We start from the raw sequence: 18,569 nt of genomic DNA, 5'->3' as shown, positions 1-18,569 counted from the left end.
ATGCCCACCGGAGGAAGACCCACACTCACCCAGTTCCTGATCGACGAACGCCGTCGACACCCGGGCGCCACCGGCGACCTGAATGCGCTGATCACCGATGTCTCGCTGGCCTGCAAGGCGATCGCCCGCAAGGTGGCCTTCGGTGCACTGGCCGGTGCGCTTGGCAACGAAGTCGACACCACGGCCAGCATCAATGTCCAGGGCGAAGAACAGAAGGCCATGGACGTGCTCAGCAACGCGCTCTTCATTCGCGCGACCGAATGGGGCGGCCAACTCGCCGGCATGGTGTCCGAAGAGATGGAGGAGCCGTATCTGCTGCCGCCCCAGCACCCGCGCGGCAAGTACCTGCTGCTGTTCGACCCGCTGGATGGGTCTTCCAACATCGACGTCAACGTGTCGGTGGGCAGCATTTTCTCGATCCTGCGTGCCGCCACGCCGGGGCAGGACCCGCAGCCGCAGGACTTCCTGCAGCCCGGCACCGAGCAAGTCGGCGCGGGCTACGCGATCTACGGCCCGACGACGATGCTGGTGCTCACGCTGGGCCGTGGCACGCACGCGTTCACGCTCGACCCGATGCTGGGCGAGTGGGTGCTCAGCCACCCGGACCTGCAGATCCCCGAGAGTACGCGCGAGTTCGCGATCAACGCCTCGAACAGCCGCTTCTGGGAGCCCGCCGTGAAGCGCTACGTCGACGAATGCATGGCCGGCCAGACGGGGCCGCGCGATGCCGACTTCAACATGCGCTGGATCGCCTCGCTGGTGGCCGAGACGCACCGCATCCTGATGCGCGGCGGGGTGTTCCTGTACCCGCGCGACCGCAAGGACCCGGCGCGCGCCGGCCGGCTCCGGCTGCTCTACGAGGCAAGCCCCATCTCCTTCCTGATCGAGCAGGCGGGTGGCGCCGCGAGCACCGGGCGCGAGCGGCTGATGGCGGTGCAGCCGGAAGCCTTGCACCAGCGAATCGGCTTCATCTTCGGTTCGAAGCAGGAGGTCGAGCGCATCGAGGGCTACCACCGCGACGAACCGCCCGAGGCCTTCGACGCGCCGCTGTTCGGCAGGCGCGGGCTTTTCGCTGCCGCTGTGTGATGGAGCACCCGGCACCGGCGTACCGGCGCCACCCGCCGAGCGGGTGTTCAGCCGCCTTGGGGCGGCCCGGCGCCGGCTGAACCCGCGTCGTCTAATTAGAAAGCGAGATCCACCATGTCTGCCAAGCACCCCATCATTGCGATCACCGGTTCGTCCGGTGCCGGCACCACCTCGGTGACGCGAACTTTCGAGAACATCTTCCGCCGCGAAGGCGTGGCCGCGGCCGTCGTCGAGGGCGACAGCTTCCATCGCTACGACCGCGCTGCGATGAAGGTCGCGATGGCCGAGGCCGAGAAGCAGAACCGGCCGCACTTCAGCCATTTCGGTGAGGACGCGAACCTCTTCAAGGAACTCGAGGCCTTGTTCGCGGCTTATGCCGAAAGCGGCACTGGCACCAGTCGCAAGTACCTGCACAACGAAGAAGAAGCCGCGCCCTTCAAACAGCCGCCCGGCACCTTCACTCCGTGGGCGCCGCTGCCGCCCAGCGAATTGCTGTTCTACGAGGGACTGCACGGCGGCGTGACCACCGACAAGGTGGACGTAGCGCGCCTGGCCGACCTGCTGATCGGCGTCGTGCCGGTGATCAACCTCGAATGGATCCAGAAGATCCATCGCGACAAGAGCACGCGCGGCTACTCGACCGAGGCGGTGACCGACGTGATCCTGCGCCGCATGCACGAGTACGTGCACTACATCTGCCCGCAGTTCACGCGCACCCACATCAACTTCCAGCGTGTGCCGGTGGTGGACACCTCCGACCCGTTCATCGCGCGCACCATCCCGACGGCCGATGAGAGCCTGGTCGTGATCCGCTTCTCGGACCCCAAGGGCATCGACATGCCCTACCTGCTGAGCATGCTGCACGACTCGTTCATGTCGCGCGCCAACACGCTGGTCGTGCCGGGCGGAAAGATGGAGCTGGCGATGCAGCTGATCTTCACGCCGATGATCATGCGCCTCGTCGAGCGGCGCAAGAAGCTGCTTTCCCACTGACCGGGGCCCTGAACATGACCATGAATCCGACTTCCGTCGCATCCGGCGCCAACGCACTTCGCGCGACCTGTGCCAACGCACTTCGCGTGTTGGCCATGGACGCCGTGCAGGCCGCGAATTCCGGCCATCCCGGCATGCCCATGGGCATGGCCGACATCGCCGAAGCGCTGTGGCGCCACCACCTGAAGCACGATCCTGCGGATCCGCAATGGATGGACCGTGACCGTTTCGTTGTCTCCAACGGCCACGGCTCGATGCTGCTTTACGCGCTGCTGCACCTCAGCGGCTACGCCTTGCCGATGGCCGAACTCAAGCGCTTTCGCCAGTTGCACTCGCTCACCCCCGGCCACCCCGAGGTCGGCGTCACGCCCGGCGTCGAGACCACGACCGGGCCGCTCGGCCAGGGCATTGCCAATGCGGTGGGCATGGCGCTCGCCGAGAAGCTGCTTGCCGACGAGTTCAACCGCCCAGGGCACGCGGTGGTCGACCACCGCACCTATGTGTTCCTGGGCGACGGCTGCCTGATGGAAGGCCTCAGCCACGAAGCCTGCTCGCTGGCCGGCACCTGGGGCCTGCGCAAGCTGGTCGCGTTCTACGATGACAACGGCATCTCGATCGATGGCGACGTGAAGGGCTGGTTCGGCGACGACACGCCGGGGCGCTTCGAAGCCTACGGCTGGACCGTGATCCGTGCCGTCGATGGCCACGACTTCGACGCGCTGGACCGCGCAATCGCCGCGGCCCATGCATCCGAGAAGCCGGTGCTGATCTGCTGCCGCACGCGCATCGGCCAGGGCTCGCCGAATCGCGCCGGCACCGCCAAGGCGCACGGCGAAGCCTTGGGTGCGGCCGAAATCGCGCTGACGCGCGAGGCACTGGGCTGGACGGCCGCGCCGTTCGAAATCCCGGCACCGGTCGCGCAGGCTTGGTCGGCGCTGGCGCGTGGCGCGGCTGCGCATGGCGAATGGCGTGAGCGCTTCGCGGCCTACGAGCGCGCCTACCCCGACCTTGCCCGCGAGCTGCTGCGCCGCACACGGCCGGCTGCCGGGCTTTCCGAGGAAACCGAAGCGGCCCTGGCCACCGCGTGCGCCGACGCTGAACGCCTGCGCGCCAACGTTGCCACGCGCAAGGCCTCGCAGGACGTGCTGCAGGAAGTCGGGCCCGCCACACCGGAGCTGCTCGGAGGATCGGCCGATCTCACTGGCTCCAACCTCACAGACTGGAAGGGGCACCGGCCGCTGAAGGGCCAGGGCACCGGCAATCACGTGCACTACGGCGTGCGCGAGTTCGGCATGGCTGCGATCATGAACGGCGTCATGCTGCACGGCGGGTTCCGGCCGTTCGGTGGCACCTTCCTGACCTTCTCGGACTACGCGCGCAACGGCGTGCGCATGTCGGCGCTGATGAAGCTGCCGGTCGTCTACGTGTTCACGCACGACTCGATCGGCCTGGGCGAAGACGGGCCGACGCACCAGCCGGTGGAGCATGCGTCGAGCTTGCGGCTGATCCCGAACGTCGATGTGTGGCGACCGGCAGATGCGACCGAGACGGCGGTGGCATGGCGCGAAACGCTGCGCCGAACCGACGGCCCGGGCTGCCTGCTGCTGACGCGCCAGGCATTGCCGCATGCGGGCGACGGCACGCGGCGGCTGGACGCGATCGCGCGGGGCGCATACGTGCTGCGGCGGCCGGCCGGCGAGCGCGTCGCGCTGCTGGCCAGCGGCTCCGAGGTGGGCGTGGCGCTGGCGGCGGCCGAGCTGCTTGCGGCCGACGGCATCGCGGCGCGCGTCGTGTCGGTGCCCTGCATGGACGTGTTCGAACGCCAGGACGCGACCTACCGGCGCCACATCGTACCGCGGCACCTGGTGCGAATCGCCATCGAAGCCGGCAGCACCGGCCTGTGGTGGAAGTTCGTCGGCGAGGACGGCGACGTGATCGGGATCGACCGCTTCGGCGAGTCGGCACCGGCAAGTGAGCTGTTCAGGTTGTTCGGCATCACCGCCGATCGGGTCGCGCAGCGCGCCCGCAGCCTGCTGGCCGGTGAGACCAGCCGCACGACCGACGCCGCACCCGCGCTGGCCGACCGCTGAACCCGCATCCAACCCATTCAAAGGAGCTTCACATGGCCATGATTTCGCTGCGGCAACTGCTCGACCATGCCGCCGAGCACCAGTACGGCGTGCCGGCGTTCAACGTCAACAACCTGGAGCAGATCCAGGCCATCATGCAGGCCGCCCAGAAGACCGACAGCCCGGTCATCCTGCAGGCCTCGGCTGGCGCACGCAAATACGCCGGCGAGCCCTTTCTGCGCAAGATGGTCGAGGCCGCAGCCGAGATGTACCCCGACATCCCCATCGTGCTGCACCAGGACCATGGCGCGAGCGCGGCGGTCTGCATGCAGGCGATGCGCTCCGGCTTCACCAGCGTGATGATGGACGGCTCGCTGCAGGAAGACGCGAAGACGCCGGCAAGCTACGACTACAACGTCGGCGTGACGCGGCGCGTCGTCGAGATGGCGCATGCCGTGGGTGTCTCCGTCGAGGGTGAGCTCGGCTGCCTCGGCTCGCTGGAGTCGGGCAGGGCGGGTGAAGAAGATGGCTCGGGCGCGGAAGGCCAGCTCACCCACGAGCAAATGCTGACCGACCCCGAGCAGGCGGCCGACTTCGTCGCGCAGACCGGCGTCGATGCACTGGCGATTGCGATCGGCACCTCGCACGGCGCCTACAAGTTCAGCCGCAAGCCGACCGGCGACATCCTGGCGATTGATCGCATCAAGCAGATCCATGCGCGCATCCCGAACACCCATCTGGTGATGCACGGATCCTCGTCGGTCCCGCAGGAATGGTTGGCCGTCATCCGCGAGCATGGTGGCCAGATCAAGGAGACCTACGGCGTCCCGGTCGAAGAAATCCAGGAGGGCATCCGCCACGGCGTGCGCAAGGTCAACATCGACACCGACATCCGCCTGGCGATGACCGGCGCGATGCGGCGGGCCATGGGCCGAGACACCGCCGAGTTCGACCCGCGCAAGTTCCTGAAGGACGCAATGACCGCCGCACGCGAGCTCTGCGTTGACCGGTTCGAGGCTTTCGGCTGCGCCGGCAGGGCGTCCGGGATCAAGCCCATCGGGCTGGAGCTCAGCGCGCGGCGCTACGCCTGATTCGCTGCTGGACGAACGCGCGCGCCGGCCCCCAGAATGGGCCCCAAGGCCGCCATGCGCGGCGACTCCGCTGGGGCCAATGGATGATCAGATCGACGGGCGCGACGCCGTGAACCCGCTGTTGCACGACGCCGCGCTGCGCGCCTCGCACTATCTTGCAGGCTTGGACGAACGCCCGGTGGGCCCGGGGGCTGACGCGGTCACGCGGCTCGCCGAGCTCGACCAGCCCCTGAACGAACACCCGCAGGCCGCCGACGCCGTGCTGCGGCGGCTGGACGAGTTCGGTTCGCCGGCCACGATGGCGAGCGCCGGCGGTCGCTTCTTCGGCTTTGTCGTCGGCGGCGCACTGCCGGTCACCGTCGCCGCCAACTGGCTGGCCACCGCCTGGGATCAGAACTCGGCCAATCCGACCGGCGCCCCCGCGACGGCCGCATTCGAATTTGTTGCGCTGCGCTGGCTGCGCGAACTGCTCGGCTTGCCGCCTGATGCAGCGGGCGCCTTCGTCAGCGGCACAACGATGGGCAACCTGTGCGCGCTGGCGGCCGCGCGCCACGCCGTGCTGGCGCGCGCCGGCTGGGACGTCGAGGCCGACGGCCTGTTCGGCGCGCCGCCGATCACGGTCGTCGTCGGCGCCGAGGCCCACCCCACGCTGTTCAAGGCCTTGGGGGTGCTCGGGCTGGGCCGCAGCCGGGTCGTCACGGTGCCGGTGGATGGCCAAGGGCGCATGCGGGCCGAGCGCCTGCCGCGGCTGGCCGGGCCGAGCATCGTGTGTGTGCAGGCGGGCAACGTCAACACCGGTGCCTTCGATCCGTTCGCCGAGCTGTGCGAGCAGGCCCACCGCGACGGTGCGTGGGTCCACGTGGATGGCGCCTTCGGCCTTTGGGCACAGGCCGCGCCGGCGCTGCGCCAGCTCTCCGCGGGCGTGGACCAGGCCGACTCCTGGGCCACCGATGCGCACAAGTGGCTGAACGTGCCCTACGACAGCGGGCTGGTGTTCGTGCGCGACGCGAACGCACTGCGTGCTGCGATGTCGGTGACAGCGGCCTACCTGCCGACGACCGGCAATGCCTGGACGCCGTCCGACTTCACGCCAGAACTGTCGCGGCGCGCGCGGGGCGTGGACGCATGGGCCGCTTTGTCCGCGCTCGGCCGCAGCGGCGTGGCGGCGTTGGTCGAGCGCTGCTGCGCCCACGCGCGTGCCTTCGCTCAGGGCCTGCGCGGCGCCGGTTTCGCGGTGCTCAACGAGGTTGTGTTGAATCAGGTGCTGGTGAGCTTCGGCGATGCACAGGCCACGCGTGGCGTGATCGAGGCATTGCAGGCCGACGGCACCTGCTGGTGTGGCCTCACGCAGTGGCAGGGCCACGCCGCGATGCGCATCAGTGTGTGCTCCTGGGCGACCACTGACTCGGACGTGCAGCGCAGTCTGGCCGCCATCTTGCGGATCGCAAACCAGCGGCTTCGGCAATGAAAAAAGCCGACGCTTGGCGTCGGCTTTTTCCTTGAGATGGTGCCGGAGAAAGGAGTCGAACCCTCGACCTTCTCATTACGAATGAGCTGCTCTACCAACTGAGCTACACCGGCGAAAACCAGAATTCTAGCAGGCATTTTTGAGCGCTTGAATCGTTTGGGCCCGGAAAATTTGGGGCTGCGGCGCGGTGAGGAAATGAGCCCCGCCGCGCCTGCCGCTCAGGTGCAAGCAAATGAAAGACAGGGCCAAGCGGTGCTTTTTCACGGTTTGGCGCGCTCAGGCTTTGTCACCATGCGGGCGAAAACAAGGATTGCAGTCATGCGCGGGTGTCGCATCGGCGCCTGCGTGCTGCAGCCCTTGGGGGGATCGCAACATGACCTTGCTGACTGAACCGCTGGCGTTTTCCACCGGGTCTGCCGAAGCGGCAGGCAGCGGCGCCGTGGCCATGGCGCAGGCCCTGGCCGCGCACCGCGCGGTATTCGATCAACTCGAAGCGCAGGCTGCGCCGCTGGCGGAGATGGCCGAGCGGCTGACGGCCTGCCTGTCGGCCGGCGGCAAGCTGCTGCTGTGCGGGCAGGGTGCCTCGGTGCCGCTGGCGCGCTACCTGGCGGGCCGGCTGGCAGGACGCTCGGCGCGAGGGCGACGGCCGTTGGCGGTGCTGGCTTTGTCGGCCGACGGCGTGCCCTGGGGCGACGGCGATGGCCTGGACCTGTATGCCAGGCAGGTGCGTGGGCTCGGCCGGCCGGGGGATGCCTTGCTGGCGCTGAGCACTTCGGTGGAGCCGGCGGCTGCTGGCGCACCCACGCTGCTGCTCAATGCGGTGCAGGCAGCGCGCGAGGAGGGCTTGTCCATTCTTGGCTTGCTGGGGCCGGACAACCTGGCCTTGCAGCAGGCTTGCCACCTGAGCCTGTTGACACCGGCGGCGGCGCAGGTTCACCAGCAGGAAGCCCAGATGTTCCTGGGCCATTTGCTGTGCGGGCTGATCGAAGTGGGCCTGGGCCTGGGCTGATCAGTTGGTCTCGGTTCGAGCGGGATGGTCGGCGTGCTTGGCGGCGGCTTTCAGCTTGCCGGTGGCATGGCGGGCCCGTTCGACCATCGCGAAATTCGCCTCTTTCACATGGCCGTGGAACAGCAGGTTGCGGTACTTGATGATCTGCTGCAGTTCGCTGTAGAGCTCTTCGCTGATCACCTCGTGCTGGATCAAGGTTTCCGCCACCTGGCGCAGGCTGCCGGCTGCGCTGCCTCTGCGGCCTTCGGTGGGCGCTTCTTCCATGCCCTGGCGCATGGCCAGGTCGCGCAGGGAGCGCTCCAGCTTTCGGTAGACGCGGAAGAACTCGGTTGAGGGCGTGCGGTTGGCGGCGTCCTCGCCTTCCTTGAGCTGCGCCTGCTGCTCCAGTTCGCGCTCTGCCGCCTTCTGGTATTTGCGCGGGTCGATGATGGTGACCACGAAGGCCAGGCCGGCCACGATGGCCAGCGTGTCCATGAACGCGGCACCACCCATCAGCGCGTCCGGCGGCGGGATGTTGGCCCGGTTCACCCAGACCACCAGCAGGCTCAGCACGACCGCGATGGCCGTCAACCAGGCCAGCCAGGTCAGGCGGCTGTGGTAGGACATGCGCAGCGCGTCATGGATGTCCTGCAGCGAGTCGTCGCGGTCTCGTGCCGACTCGATCTGCGACAGCACCAGCGCGTAGCCGGTCAGCAGCAGGGCGACGAAGGTCGACACGCACTGCGCTGCCGCCGTGAACGTCCAATAGATGAAGTCGGTGTTCATGGCGGCATGCGGGGCTGCGGTGGGTTCAGCCCTTGGCCTTCTCGGCGTCGTGCTGCAGGTGGTAGTCGGTCACGCGCTGCACTTCGTTCTTCGAGCCCAGCACGACGCTGACGCGTTCGTGCAGCTTGCCCGGCTTCAGGTCCAGGATGCGCTGGCGGCCGTTGGTCGACATGCCGCCAGCCTGCTCGATCAGGAAGCTCATCGGGTTGGCTTCGTAGAGCATGCGCAGCTTGCCGGGCTTGTCCGGCTCGCGCTGGTCCCAGGGGTACATGAAGATGCCGCCGCGGCACAGGATGCGGTGCACGTCGGCCACCATCGAGGCGATCCAGCGCATGTTGAAGTCCTTGCCGCGCGGGCCCGTCTTGCCGGCCAGGCATTCGTCGATGTAGCGCTTCACCGGGGTGTCCCAGTGCCGCATGTTGGACATGTTGATCGCGAATTCCTTGGTGTCCGCCGGGATCTGCACGTTCTCCTCGGTCAGCACCCAGGAGCCTTGCTCGCGGTCCAGCGTGAACATGGCCACGCCGTCTCCGACCGTCAGCACCAGCGTGGTCTGCGGGCCATAGACGCAGTAGCCGGCTGCCGCTTGCTGGCTGCCAGCCTGCAGGAAGTCTTCCTCGCTGACGCCGCGCTGGGTGTCGGTCTTGCGCAGCACCGAGAAGATGGTGCCGATGGAGACATTGACGTCGATGTTGCTGGAGCCGTCCAGCGGGTCGAACATCAGCAGGTACTCGCCCTGGGGATAGCGGTTGGGCACCACGTGGATGGAGTCCATCTCTTCGGACGCCATGCCGGCCAGGTGGCCGCCCCATTCGTTGGCCTCGATCAGCACCTCGTTGGAGATGATGTCGAGCTTCTTCTGCACCTCGCCCTGCACGTTCTCGGAACCGGCCGTGCCCAGCACTTCGCCGAGCGCGCCCTTGTTGACCGAGATCGCGATGCGCTTGCACGCGCGGGCCACCACCTCGATCAAGAGCCGCAGTTGCGCCGGGATGTGCCCGTGCTCCCGCTGCTGCTCGACCAGGTATTGGGTCAGGCTGACACGTTGACTCATTGGATTCCTCCTGATGTAAAAACCGTGACCGCCGAGAAGCTCAGGCCAGCGCCGGGCCGCCCCAAGCGGCCTGAGCACCCTCTCGGAGGGTGGCTGCGGTACGCCGCAGCCGGGTGTTCCATTCCTAATCCTGCAGGGCGCGGTCGATGATCTCGCGCGTGTCGCCGCTCAACTCGGGCTTGGCGGCCACGCGGGCGATCGCTTCGCGCGCAGCGCTGCGGTACGGCTCGGCCAGGTTGCGCCAGCGGTCCAGGCCGCGGGCGAAGCGCGAGGCCAGCTGCGGGTTGATGGCGTCCAGCTCGATCACGCGGTCAGCCCAGAACACGTAGCCTGCCGCGTCGGTGCGGTGGAAGGCAGCCGGGTTCATGGCGGTCAACGAGAACAGCAGCGCGCGTGCGCGGTTCGGGTTGCCCAGCGTGAAGTCCGGGTGCTGCATCAGCTGCTTGATGCGGGCGAAGACCTTGCCGCCGCGCTCGGCTGCGCGGCCCTGCAGTGCAAACCACTTGTCCAGCACCAGGGCCTCGTCCTTGAACAGGGCGTGCATGCGCTCCAGCGCAGGCGTGGCCAGTTCGGCATGGGCGTTGACCAGCGCCTCGATGGCGCCCAGGCGGTCGGTCATGTTGCTGGCGTCCTTGAAGCGCTGGTAGGCGCGGCCCGGCCAGACGTTGTCGCCACTGGCCACGGCATGGCGCACCAGCATGGCCAGCGCCAGGTTGGTCAGCGCGCGTTGGCCGCTCTGTTCCGCGTTGGGCAGGTAGCCGCCGCGCACCTGGTAGTGCTCGAAGGCCCAGGCCCAGTCGGCCTGCAGCGCGCTGGCCAACTGGTCCAGCATGGCTTCGCGGGCGGCGTGCAGGCGCTGCGGGTCGATGTTCTCGACCAGGTCGGCCACGTAGATTTCGGACGGCAGCGTGAGCGCCAGTTCCTTGAACGCCGGGTCCAGAGAAGGGTCGCGCAGCAGCGTGCGCAAGGCTTCGACGAAGGCCGCGTCCAGCACGGGCGTGTCGTCGTGGGTCAGCGCGGCGCGCAGCGCATTCACGCCCAGGCGCTGGGCGGCTTCCCAGCGGTTGAAGGCATCGGTGTCGTGCGCCATCAGCACCAGCAGGTCGGCGTCGGACAGGCCGTCCTTCAGCAGCACCGGGGCCGAGAAGCCGCGCAGCAGCGAGGGCACGACGTCAGCGGTCGGCAGGCCGATGAAGGTGAAGCTCTGCTCGGCCTCGGTCATCACCAGCACGCGCTCGGTGCCGGCGGGTGCATCTTCGCCTTCCAGCTGCAGCTGCAGCGGCTGGCCGTTGCGGTCCAGCAGGCCGATGGCGATGGGCAGCAGGTTGGGCTGCTTGTAGGGCTGGCCGGCGGAAGGCGTGTTGGACTGCGACAGGCGCAGCGTGTAGCGCCCGCTTTCGGCGTCGCTCTCGCCGTGCGCGACCAGGCGCGGCGTGCCGGCCTGGGCATACCAGCGCTTGAACACGTCCAGGTGCTGGGCCAGCGCGCTGTGCGGGTTGGCATCGGCCATGGCCTGCGCGAATTCGTCGCAGGTCACGGCCTGGCCGTCATGGCGTTCGAAGTACAGGCCCATGCCGGCGGCAAAGCCTTCGCGGCCCACGAGGGTGTGCATCATGCGCACCAGCTCGGCGCCTTTTTCGTAGACGGTGGCGGTGTAGAAGTTGTCGATGGCCTGGTAGACATCCGGGCGCACCGGGTGGGCCATCGGGCCGCCGTCTTCAGGGAACTGGCGCTCGCGCAGCGTGCGCACGTCGCCGATGCGGCGCACCGCGCGGGCCGACGCGCTGCCGGCCATGTCCATCGAGAATTCCTGGTCGCGGAACACGGTGAGGCCTTCCTTCAGCGACAGCTGGAACCAGTCGCGGCAGGTGATGCGGTTGCCGGTCCAGTTGTGGAAGTATTCGTGGGCGACCACGCTTTCGATGCCGTCGAAGTCGACGTCGGTCGCAGTGGCGGTGCTGGCCAGCACGAACTTGGTGTTGAACAGGTTCAGGCCCTTGTTCTCCATCGCGCCCATGTTGAAGTCGTCGACCGCGACGATCATGAAGCGCTCCAGGTCCAGCGGCAGCTTGAAGCGGGCCTCGTCCCAGACGATGGAGGCGATCAGCGAGTTCATCGCGTGTTCGGTCTTGTCCAGGTCTCCGCGCTTGACGAAGATCTGCAGCAGGTGGTCCTTGCCCGAGCGGGTGCGCACCCATTGCTCGCGCGCCACCAGGTTGGCCGCAACGATCGCGAACAGGTAGCTGGGCTTGGGGAACGGGTCGTGCCACTTGGCATAGTGGCGGCCTGCGTCCAGCTCGCCTTGCTCGACCAGGTTGCCGTTGGACAGCAGCACGGGGTACTTCTTCTTGTCGCCGCGCAGCGTGACGGTGTAGACGGCCATCACGTCCGGCCGGTCCTGGAAGAAGGTGATGCGGCGGAAGCCTTCGGCCTCGCACTGGGTGTAGAGCCCGCCGCCGGAGGCGTACAGCCCGCTCAGCTGGGTGTTCTTCTCGGGCGAGACCGTGTTGCGGATCTCTAGCGTGAAGGCATCGGCCGCCGGAGCGTCGATGATCAGCAGCGCGCCCTCCTGGCGGAACGAGACGCTGTGGCCGTCGACCAGCACGCGCAGCAGGTTCAGGTCTTCGCCGTGCAGCTTCAGCGGCTGCACGTCCTGCGTGGTGTTGCGCTCGATGGTCAGCTTGCTCGAGACGATGGTCTTGGTGGCATCCAGGTCGAAGCACAGGTCCGCGCGGCGGATCCAGTAGGCCGGGGCCAGGTAGTCTTCTCGGCGGATCAGGGGGGCAGTGCCTTCACGCATCATGATGTTGGGCGTCCTCGTGGGTTCAGTTGTTTTCGGCGTGGGCGCCGGGTGCGGTTGGCCGGGTGGGCTGTCCGCCCCGGCCCAGGCGCCGGCCCGCGGGCCGGCGTCAGGTCAGGTCAGTCGGGTTCGGTCGGTTCAGGGGCGCGGCAAGGCTCACAGGCCTTGCTTGAGGCTGGCGGCAATGAAGCCGTCCAGGTCGCCGTCCAGCACCTTCTGGGTGGCCGACACTTCGACGTTGGTGCGCAGGTCCTTGATGCGGCTCTGGTCCAGCACATAGCTGCGGATCTGGTGGCCCCAGCCGACATCGGTCTTGGTGTCTTCCAGCTTCTGCTGCTCTTCCATGCGCTTGCGCATCTCGAAGTCATACAGCCGCGAGCGCAGGCGCTTCCAGGCCACGTCGCGGTTGCTGTGCTGGCTGCGGCCGTCCTGGCACTGCACGACGATGCCGGTCGGGATGTGCGTCAGCCGCACCGCAGAGTCGGTCTTGTTGATGTGCTGGCCGCCGGCGCCGGAAGCGCGGAAAGTGTCGGTGCGCACATCGGACGGGTTGATGTCGATCTCGATAGAGTCATCGACTTCCGGGTAGACGAACAGCGAGGCGAAGCTGGTGTGGCGGCCGCCGGCCGAGTCGAACGGGCTCTTGCGCACCAGGCGGTGCACGCCGGTCTCGGTGCGCAGGTGGCCAAACGCATACTCGCCTTCGACCTTGATGGTGGCGCTCTTGATGCCGGCGATGTCGCCCGGCGTTTCGTCTTCCATCGTCGTCTTGAAGCCCTTGCGCTCGCAGTATTTCAGGTACTGGCGCAGCAGCATGCCGGCCCAGTCGCAGGCTTCGGTGCCGCCAGCGCCGGCCTGGATGTCGATGAAGCAGTTGCTCGGGTCGGCCGGGTTCGAGAACATGCGGCGGAACTCGAGGCCTTCGACCACTTCGCGCAGCTTGTCGGCGTCGGCCTCGATGGCCAGCAGCCCATCCAGGTCCTCGTCGGCCTTGGACATGTCGTACAGCTCGGTGTTGTCCGAGAGATTGCTGGTCAGGTGGTCGATGGTGCCGACCACTTCGTCGAGCTGCTTCTTTTCCTTGCCCAACTCCTGCGCCCGCTTGGGGTCGTTCCAGATGTTGGGGTTCTCCAGCGTGGCGTTGACTTCGTTCAACCGCAGTGCTTTGCGATCGTAGTCAAAGATACCCCCGTAGATCGAGGGTGCGCTGGGTCAGGTCGGCCAGCGAGTTGCCAATGGCATTGATGCGTTCGATGTCCATGACGGATCCTTGTCTTCTATCTTGTCCAAACCCCATATTTTCTCACGGCGGGCGCTTTGCTCGGGGTATATCCCGGCCTGGAGGGCGGCCGCAGTCGGGCATTCGGTGGCGGGATTGACCTGACAATCCTTTCGGGGCCGCCGAATGGCGCCCCGCATGCCAGGTCGTATCGCCGTTTTCTTGCCCATGACACCAACCCGCGAGTCCGAGCGCCGCGCCCCCGCCGCGGCAGCGCCGCTGCCTGAGCGAGCGCGCCGGCATTGGCGCAGCACCCGGCGCCTGACGCTGGCGCTGCTGGTGGTGTGGGCGCTCGTCAGCTTCGTGCTGCCCTGGCATGCACGCGGCATGAATTTCGGCTTCTTCGGCTGGCCGTTCAGCTTCTGGATGGCCGCGCAGGGCGCGATGCTGGTCTACCTGCTGCTGGTGGTGGTGTTCGCGCTGCTGACGCCGAGCATCGACGAAGCGCATGGTTTCGATGAGCCGCGATGAACCCATCTGAGCCGCACGTCGGCCGGCGGGCGCGCCACCGGCTGCACGCGATCTATTTCGGCTTTGCGCTCTGCTTCGTGCTGTTTGTGCTGGGCATGGGCCTGTTGGAGCGGCTGGGCATGCCGCGCCAGTACATCGGTTTCGTGTTCCTGGCCGCGCCGGTGGTGGTCTATGCCGTCATCGGCGTGGTCTGCCGCACGACAGACCCGGCCGAGTATTACGTGGCCGGCCGCCGCGTGCCGGCGGTCTACAACGGCATGGCCACCGCGGCGGACTGGATGAGCGCAGCCTCCTTCATCGGCCTGGCCGGCACCTTGTACCTGACCGGCTTCGAGGGCCTGGCCTACGTGCTGGGCTGGACCGGCGGCTTCTGCCTGGTGGCGCTGCTGATGGCACCTTACCTGCGCAAGTTCGGCCAGTACACCATTCCGGATTTCCTCGGCGCGCGCTACCAGGGCCACCTGCCGAGGCTGATCGGCGTCGCCGCGGCGGTGCTGTGCTCGTTTGTCTACGTGGTGGCGCAGATCTACGGCGTCGGTCTCATCACCACCCGGTTGACGCACATTGCCTCGTTCGAGATCGGCGTGTTCCTCGGCCTGGGCGGCATCCTGGTCTGCTCTTTCCTGGGCGGCATGCGCGCGGTGACTTGGACCCAGGTCGCGCAATACATCGTGCTGCTGCTGGCCTACCTGGTGCCGGTCGTCTGGCTCAGCGTCAAGCAGACCGGCGTGCCGTTTCCGCAGGCGGTCTACGGCCAGCAGTTGCAGAAGGTGGCCGAAGCCGAGGCACGGCTGAAGTCGGACCCGGCCGAGCTGTCCGCCATCCAGGCTTTCCACGCCCGGGCCAACGAGCTGGGCGACAAGCAGCTGCACGCCACCGAAGCCCTGGCCAGCGAGCGGGCCGAAGCGCGCCAGCGCATTGCCGCACTGCAGAAGGCCGACGCGCCGCAATACCAGGTCCAGGCGGCCGAGCGCGAGATGGCCGCCTTGCCCAAGGACGAGGCCAGCGCCATCGTGGGCTGGCGCGCCGAGCGCGAGGCGCTGGAGGCCCGCGCCCGCCCGCTGGCTGGCATGCCGGACCATGCCGCCCAGTTCGCAGGCGACCCGGACGGCACGCCCGAGCAGCAACACGCCTTCGAGGCCTCGCGCCGCAATTTCCTTGCGCTGGTCTTCTGCCTGATGCTGGGCACCGCCGGGCTGCCGCACATCCTCACCCGCTCTTACACCACGCCCTCGGTGCGCGAAGCGCGCCAGTCGGTCGCCTGGTCGCTGTTCTTCATCCTGCTGCTGTACCTGACCGCGCCGGCGCTGGCGGTGATGGTCAAGTTCGAAATCTTCACCCACCTGGTCGGCACCTCGTTCGATGCCTTGCCGGCCTGGATCGCCAACTGGAACCGGGTCGACCCCGGGCTGCTGTCGGTGGTGGACATCAACCACGACCGCGTGCTGCAGCTGGCCGAACTGAAGATCGGCGGCGACATCATCATGCTGGCCACGCCCGAAATCGCCGGGCTGCCGTACGTCATCTCCGGCATGGTGGCGGCCGGCGGCCTGGCCGCAGCGCTGTCCACAGCAGACGGCCTGTTGCTCACGATCTCGAACGCGCTCTCGCACGACCTGTACCACAAGGTGCTGGACCCGCAGGCCGGCACCGCGCGCCGGGTCATGTTGTCCAAGCTGTTGTTGCTGGTGGTGGCGCTGGCAGCGGCCAGCGTCGCCGCGCAAAAGCCGGCCAACATCCTGTTCCTGGTTTCGGCCGCGTTTTCGCTCGCTGCGTCGGCCTTCTTTCCCGCGCTGGTGCTGGGCTTCTTCTGGCGCCGCGCCAACCGCTGGGGTGCCTCGGCCGGCATGCTGGCTGGCCTGGTCCTGTGCTTCGGCTACATGGCCGCCACCCACCCGTGGCTGCGCGGCCTGTTCGGCATCACCGCGCCAGCGGGGCTGTGGTGGGACATCCAGCCCATCTCCGCCGGCGTCTTCGGCGTGCCCTTCGGCTTCCTGGTCACCATCGTCGTCAGCCTGCTGACCCCGCCTCCGCCGCCAGAGGTGCGGCAGTGGGTGGAGGATCTGCGGCATCCGGGTTGAGGCCGGCGGTCAGGTCTGCCTCGCTGTATCAAGCTGAAACTGATGCGTTTTCGGCAGTGGTGTAGTCCTTGCATCGTGTTCGCTGCCTTCCGCAGGCGATAGCCAGGCAACGCAGGGTTTTCCGCCACGCCCCCGCGGAAGCCAGGCTGTCGCAGCCGCCGCGACTTTGACACCGCCTGATACACACTGCCGGCCGCCGCGCGGCAAGGCGCAGCGCCTGTGCCGTCAAGCTAGGCGTTGGCGCCGAAGCGTGGTTCCAGCGTTGGCACGAGTCTGTGCAGCAAGGCCTTGCCAGCGAGACAGATGCGCCAGCGCAGGCGGCAAGGCCCGGGCCGGTGGGGCGGGATCGTTCGGCGGCGCATGGGCTGGAAAGTAGGCAGGAAAGCCGCAGATGAAGAAATACATTCGGGGGGCGATGTGCGTCGCTTATTCGCTGATCAGGTTTTGCATCCTCAAGCTCTTCCATGTGAAGGGTTTCCAATTCACCCGTTGGAGCGTGGTTTCGCCGTTTGCCGAAATCGACCTCGGCAGGCAAGCCAGCCTTGCGCTGGGTTGGGGCGTGAAGATTCGAGGCGGTTCGAGAATCCGGGTGCGCGGTCATGCCAAGGTGTCGATTGGCGAGCACTCGTACATGAATCACGGCTGCATGATCGTCAGCCACGAAAGCATCCGCATCGGCAAGGGCGTGCAATTCGGGCCGAACGTGATGGTGTACGACCATGACCATGACCGCTCAGCCCGTCCTGCAGGAGGCCTGGGAAAATCGACATTCAAGACGTCCCCCATCGTCATTGGCGACAACGTCTGGGTCGGCGCCAACACGGTGATCCTGCGCGGCACGGTGATTGGCGACAACTGCGTGATTGGCGCCGGCAGCGTCATCAAGGGCCAGTACGCGCCTGACCAGATCCTGGTACAGAAGCGCGAAACCGAGATCACGGAGCTGCCCGCGCGGCCGCAAGGGGGAGGAGCGGCTGCATGCGAGTCCGAGCACCCGCTTGCCGCAGGGCATTCAGCGCCGCTTGTGGCGGGGCAACATGGCCAGCAGCACCGTGTCCTTGAGCACGAAGTGATGGAACAAGGCGGCGGCGGCGTGCAGGCCGGCGATCCACATGATCACGTCTCCCAGCAAGCCGTGCACATCGCCCCAGTCGGCCAGTTCGCCAAGGCCTGAATCGACAATGAACGGCAGGTGGCCGACCCGCACCCCGCCCAGCAGCGTCAGCGGGTGGCCTTCGCTGCCCAGTGCCAGCAAGGCCGTCAGCGGCAGCGCCAGCAGCAAGGCCCACAGGGCCAGGTGGCCCAGCTTGGCTGATCGTTTCATCCAGCCGGCCATGGGCACCTGCGGCGCGGCCGGCCGCACAGCCACCCAGATCAGGCGCAGCGTGGTCAGCACCAGCACCAGGATGCCCAGCGACTCGTGCCAGACGATGTCGCTGCGCGTGGCGGGGTCCACGCCCTGGTGCATCAGTCGCCCGAATCCGCCTGGGCCGAGGATGAAGGCAATCGTCACCACGATCGCCGTGACCCAGTGAAACACCTGGCTGAGGACGTCGTAGCGGGTGGTGGATGGCTGTTGCATGGCTTTCCAGGGAAAGGTGGCGACCCATCGATTGTCGGCCTTCCCCCTTGTCTCGACACTGCGCTGGCGCAAAGCGCTGGCAAACAGGTGCAAGAGCGGCTGCGCCTTTCAATCCTTCTGCCGTGCCTTGTAGAGCATGTCCAGCGTGATGTGCCGCACTTCGAGCTTGCTCTGCTCGATGTGCGCCCGCAGCAGGCGTTGGGCTTCGTCCGAGCGGCGGCGGGTGATGGCGCGTAGGATGCGCGCGTGTTCGTCGTAGGTGGCTTCTACGCGAGCTGGCTTGGTGAAGTCCAGCCGGCGGATGATGCGGATGCGGTCGGTGATCTCGCCGTGCACGCGCAGCATCGCGCGGTTGGCGCTGCCTTCCACCAGCCCGCGGTGAAAGCCTTCGTCCAGGTCGCGCACCGCTGTCGGGTCTTCGGTGCGCTCGATGTCTGGCTGCAGCCAGACGGCGGCCAGGGCTGCCAGTTGCGGTCTGTCTTCGGCTTCGCAGAGCTTGGCGACTGCGTGGCATTCGAGCAGCACGCGCAGGTCATACAGCTCGTCGAACGCATCGAAGTCCAGCGGCGCGACCTGCCAACCCAGCTTCGGAAAGACCTGCAGGAAACCTTCGCGCTCCAGCCGCTGCAGCGCCTGGCGCAGCGGCGTGCGGCTGACCAGCACGCGGCCGGTCAGGTCGGACTCGCTGAAGCGGTCGCCCGGCATCAGGCTGAAGTCGAAGATCAGCGCCTTGACTTGGCGGTAGGCCTGTTCGGCGAGGCTCAGCGGCGCGGCCTCGACAGACGTTTCTGATTCAACGGGAACTGGCGACGACTTCATGA

The 18,569-nt window shown here is 67.4% G+C and carries 14 protein-coding genes, 1 tRNA gene and 1 pseudogene; 9 read left to right on the top strand and 7 right to left on the bottom strand.

The features are described 5' to 3' along the window. From LRH25_RS20140 to LRH25_RS20120, 5 genes are all read left to right on the top strand, one after another. On the top strand, window positions 1-1,086 hold the full coding sequence (locus tag LRH25_RS20140) for a class 1 fructose-bisphosphatase (RefSeq protein WP_141290539.1): 1,086 nt from the start codon (window positions 1-3) through the stop codon (window positions 1,084-1,086). A 114-nt stretch (window positions 1,087-1,200) separates the two neighbouring features. Then, entirely contained in the window at window positions 1,201-2,079 is an 879-nt protein-coding gene (locus LRH25_RS20135; protein WP_141290541.1) for a phosphoribulokinase, read from the top strand. Between the two features lie 20 nt (window positions 2,080-2,099). Further along, window positions 2,100-4,169: a transketolase gene (tkt, locus tag LRH25_RS20130; RefSeq protein ID WP_231012061.1), complete on the top strand. Its 2,070-nt coding sequence runs from the start codon at window positions 2,100-2,102 to the stop codon at window positions 4,167-4,169. 32 nt (window positions 4,170-4,201) lie between these two features. Then, a complete protein-coding gene (gene fba / locus LRH25_RS20125) occupies window positions 4,202-5,239 on the top strand; it encodes a class II fructose-bisphosphate aldolase (RefSeq protein ID WP_141291629.1) in 1,038 nt (345 codons plus the stop codon). Between the two features lie 79 nt (window positions 5,240-5,318). Next, on the top strand, window positions 5,319-6,707 hold the full coding sequence (locus tag LRH25_RS20120) for a pyridoxal phosphate-dependent decarboxylase family protein (protein ID WP_231012060.1): 1,389 nt from the start codon (window positions 5,319-5,321) through the stop codon (window positions 6,705-6,707). Between the two features lie 37 nt (window positions 6,708-6,744). Here LRH25_RS20120 and LRH25_RS20115 read toward each other — a convergent pair. Next, window positions 6,745-6,820: transfer RNA gene (locus LRH25_RS20115), tRNA-Thr, on the bottom strand. Window positions 6,821-7,080: 260 nt separating this feature from the next. On the opposite strand from LRH25_RS20115, the gene LRH25_RS20110 reads away from it, so the two are divergent. Continuing rightward, on the top strand, window positions 7,081-7,716 hold the full coding sequence (locus LRH25_RS20110) for a D-sedoheptulose-7-phosphate isomerase (protein WP_231012059.1): 636 nt from the start codon (window positions 7,081-7,083) through the stop codon (window positions 7,714-7,716). On the opposite strand, the gene LRH25_RS20105 is transcribed toward LRH25_RS20110, so the two are convergent. The 4 genes from LRH25_RS20105 to prfB all read right to left on the bottom strand — a co-directional run bounded on the left by LRH25_RS20105 (window position 7,717) and on the right by prfB (window position 13,596). Beyond that, window positions 7,717-8,481, bottom strand: a complete 765-nt coding sequence (locus LRH25_RS20105; protein ID WP_141291216.1) for a hypothetical protein — start codon at window positions 8,479-8,481, stop codon at window positions 7,717-7,719. A 25-nt stretch (window positions 8,482-8,506) separates the two neighbouring features. After that, window positions 8,507-9,535: a class 1 fructose-bisphosphatase gene (locus tag LRH25_RS20100; RefSeq protein WP_141291218.1), complete on the bottom strand. Its 1,029-nt coding sequence runs from the start codon at window positions 9,533-9,535 to the stop codon at window positions 8,507-8,509. A gap of 124 nt (window positions 9,536-9,659) precedes the next feature. Beyond that, window positions 9,660-12,335 carry an aminopeptidase N gene (gene pepN, locus LRH25_RS20095; RefSeq protein ID WP_231012058.1) on the bottom strand — a complete coding sequence of 892 codons (2,676 nt, stop codon included), beginning with the start codon at window positions 12,333-12,335 and terminating at the stop codon, window positions 9,660-9,662. Window positions 12,336-12,491: 156 nt separating this feature from the next. Further along, a protein-coding gene (prfB, locus tag LRH25_RS20090; RefSeq protein WP_141290052.1) for a peptide chain release factor 2 occupies window positions 12,492-13,596 on the bottom strand; the annotation gives its coding sequence in 2 pieces (ribosomal slippage) (window positions 12,492-13,514 and window positions 13,516-13,596; 1,104 coding nt in all). A 186-nt stretch (window positions 13,597-13,782) separates the two neighbouring features. Here prfB and LRH25_RS20085 point away from each other — a divergent pair. The 3 genes and pseudogenes from LRH25_RS20085 to LRH25_RS33180 form a co-directional block, all read left to right on the top strand. After that, window positions 13,783-14,085 (top strand): DUF4212 domain-containing protein, encoded by a 303-nt coding sequence (locus LRH25_RS20085; protein WP_231012057.1) that lies wholly within the window; start codon window positions 13,783-13,785, stop codon window positions 14,083-14,085. Then, window positions 14,082-16,166 (top strand): VC_2705 family sodium/solute symporter, encoded by a 2,085-nt coding sequence (locus LRH25_RS20080; protein WP_231012055.1) that lies wholly within the window; start codon window positions 14,082-14,084, stop codon window positions 16,164-16,166. The genes LRH25_RS20085 and LRH25_RS20080 overlap by 4 nt, the downstream gene beginning before the upstream one ends. Window positions 16,167-16,557: 391 nt before the next feature. Further along, a pseudogene (locus LRH25_RS33180) lies at window positions 16,558-17,043 on the top strand (acyltransferase); the annotation flags it as partial. Window positions 17,044-17,178: 135 nt separating this feature from the next. On the opposite strand, the gene LRH25_RS20070 reads toward LRH25_RS33180, so the two are convergent. Together LRH25_RS20070 and LRH25_RS20065 are read right to left on the bottom strand one after the other, a co-directional pair. Further along, window positions 17,179-17,748, bottom strand: coding sequence for a cytochrome b (locus tag LRH25_RS20070; protein ID WP_141290013.1), 570 nt, complete (start codon window positions 17,746-17,748; stop codon window positions 17,179-17,181). Window positions 17,749-17,856: 108 nt separating this feature from the next. Further along, window positions 17,857-18,567 (bottom strand): GntR family transcriptional regulator, encoded by a 711-nt coding sequence (locus LRH25_RS20065; protein ID WP_141290015.1) that lies wholly within the window; start codon window positions 18,565-18,567, stop codon window positions 17,857-17,859. Between the last annotated feature and the right edge of the window lie 2 nt (window positions 18,568-18,569).

Source organism: Ideonella azotifigens (genome assembly GCF_021043325.1).
GTDB classification, from domain to species: domain Bacteria; phylum Pseudomonadota; class Gammaproteobacteria; order Burkholderiales; family Burkholderiaceae_C; genus Ideonella; species Ideonella azotifigens.
Note: the sequence above shows the minus strand (reverse complement) of the source record. Positions and strands in the feature narration are given on the sequence as shown.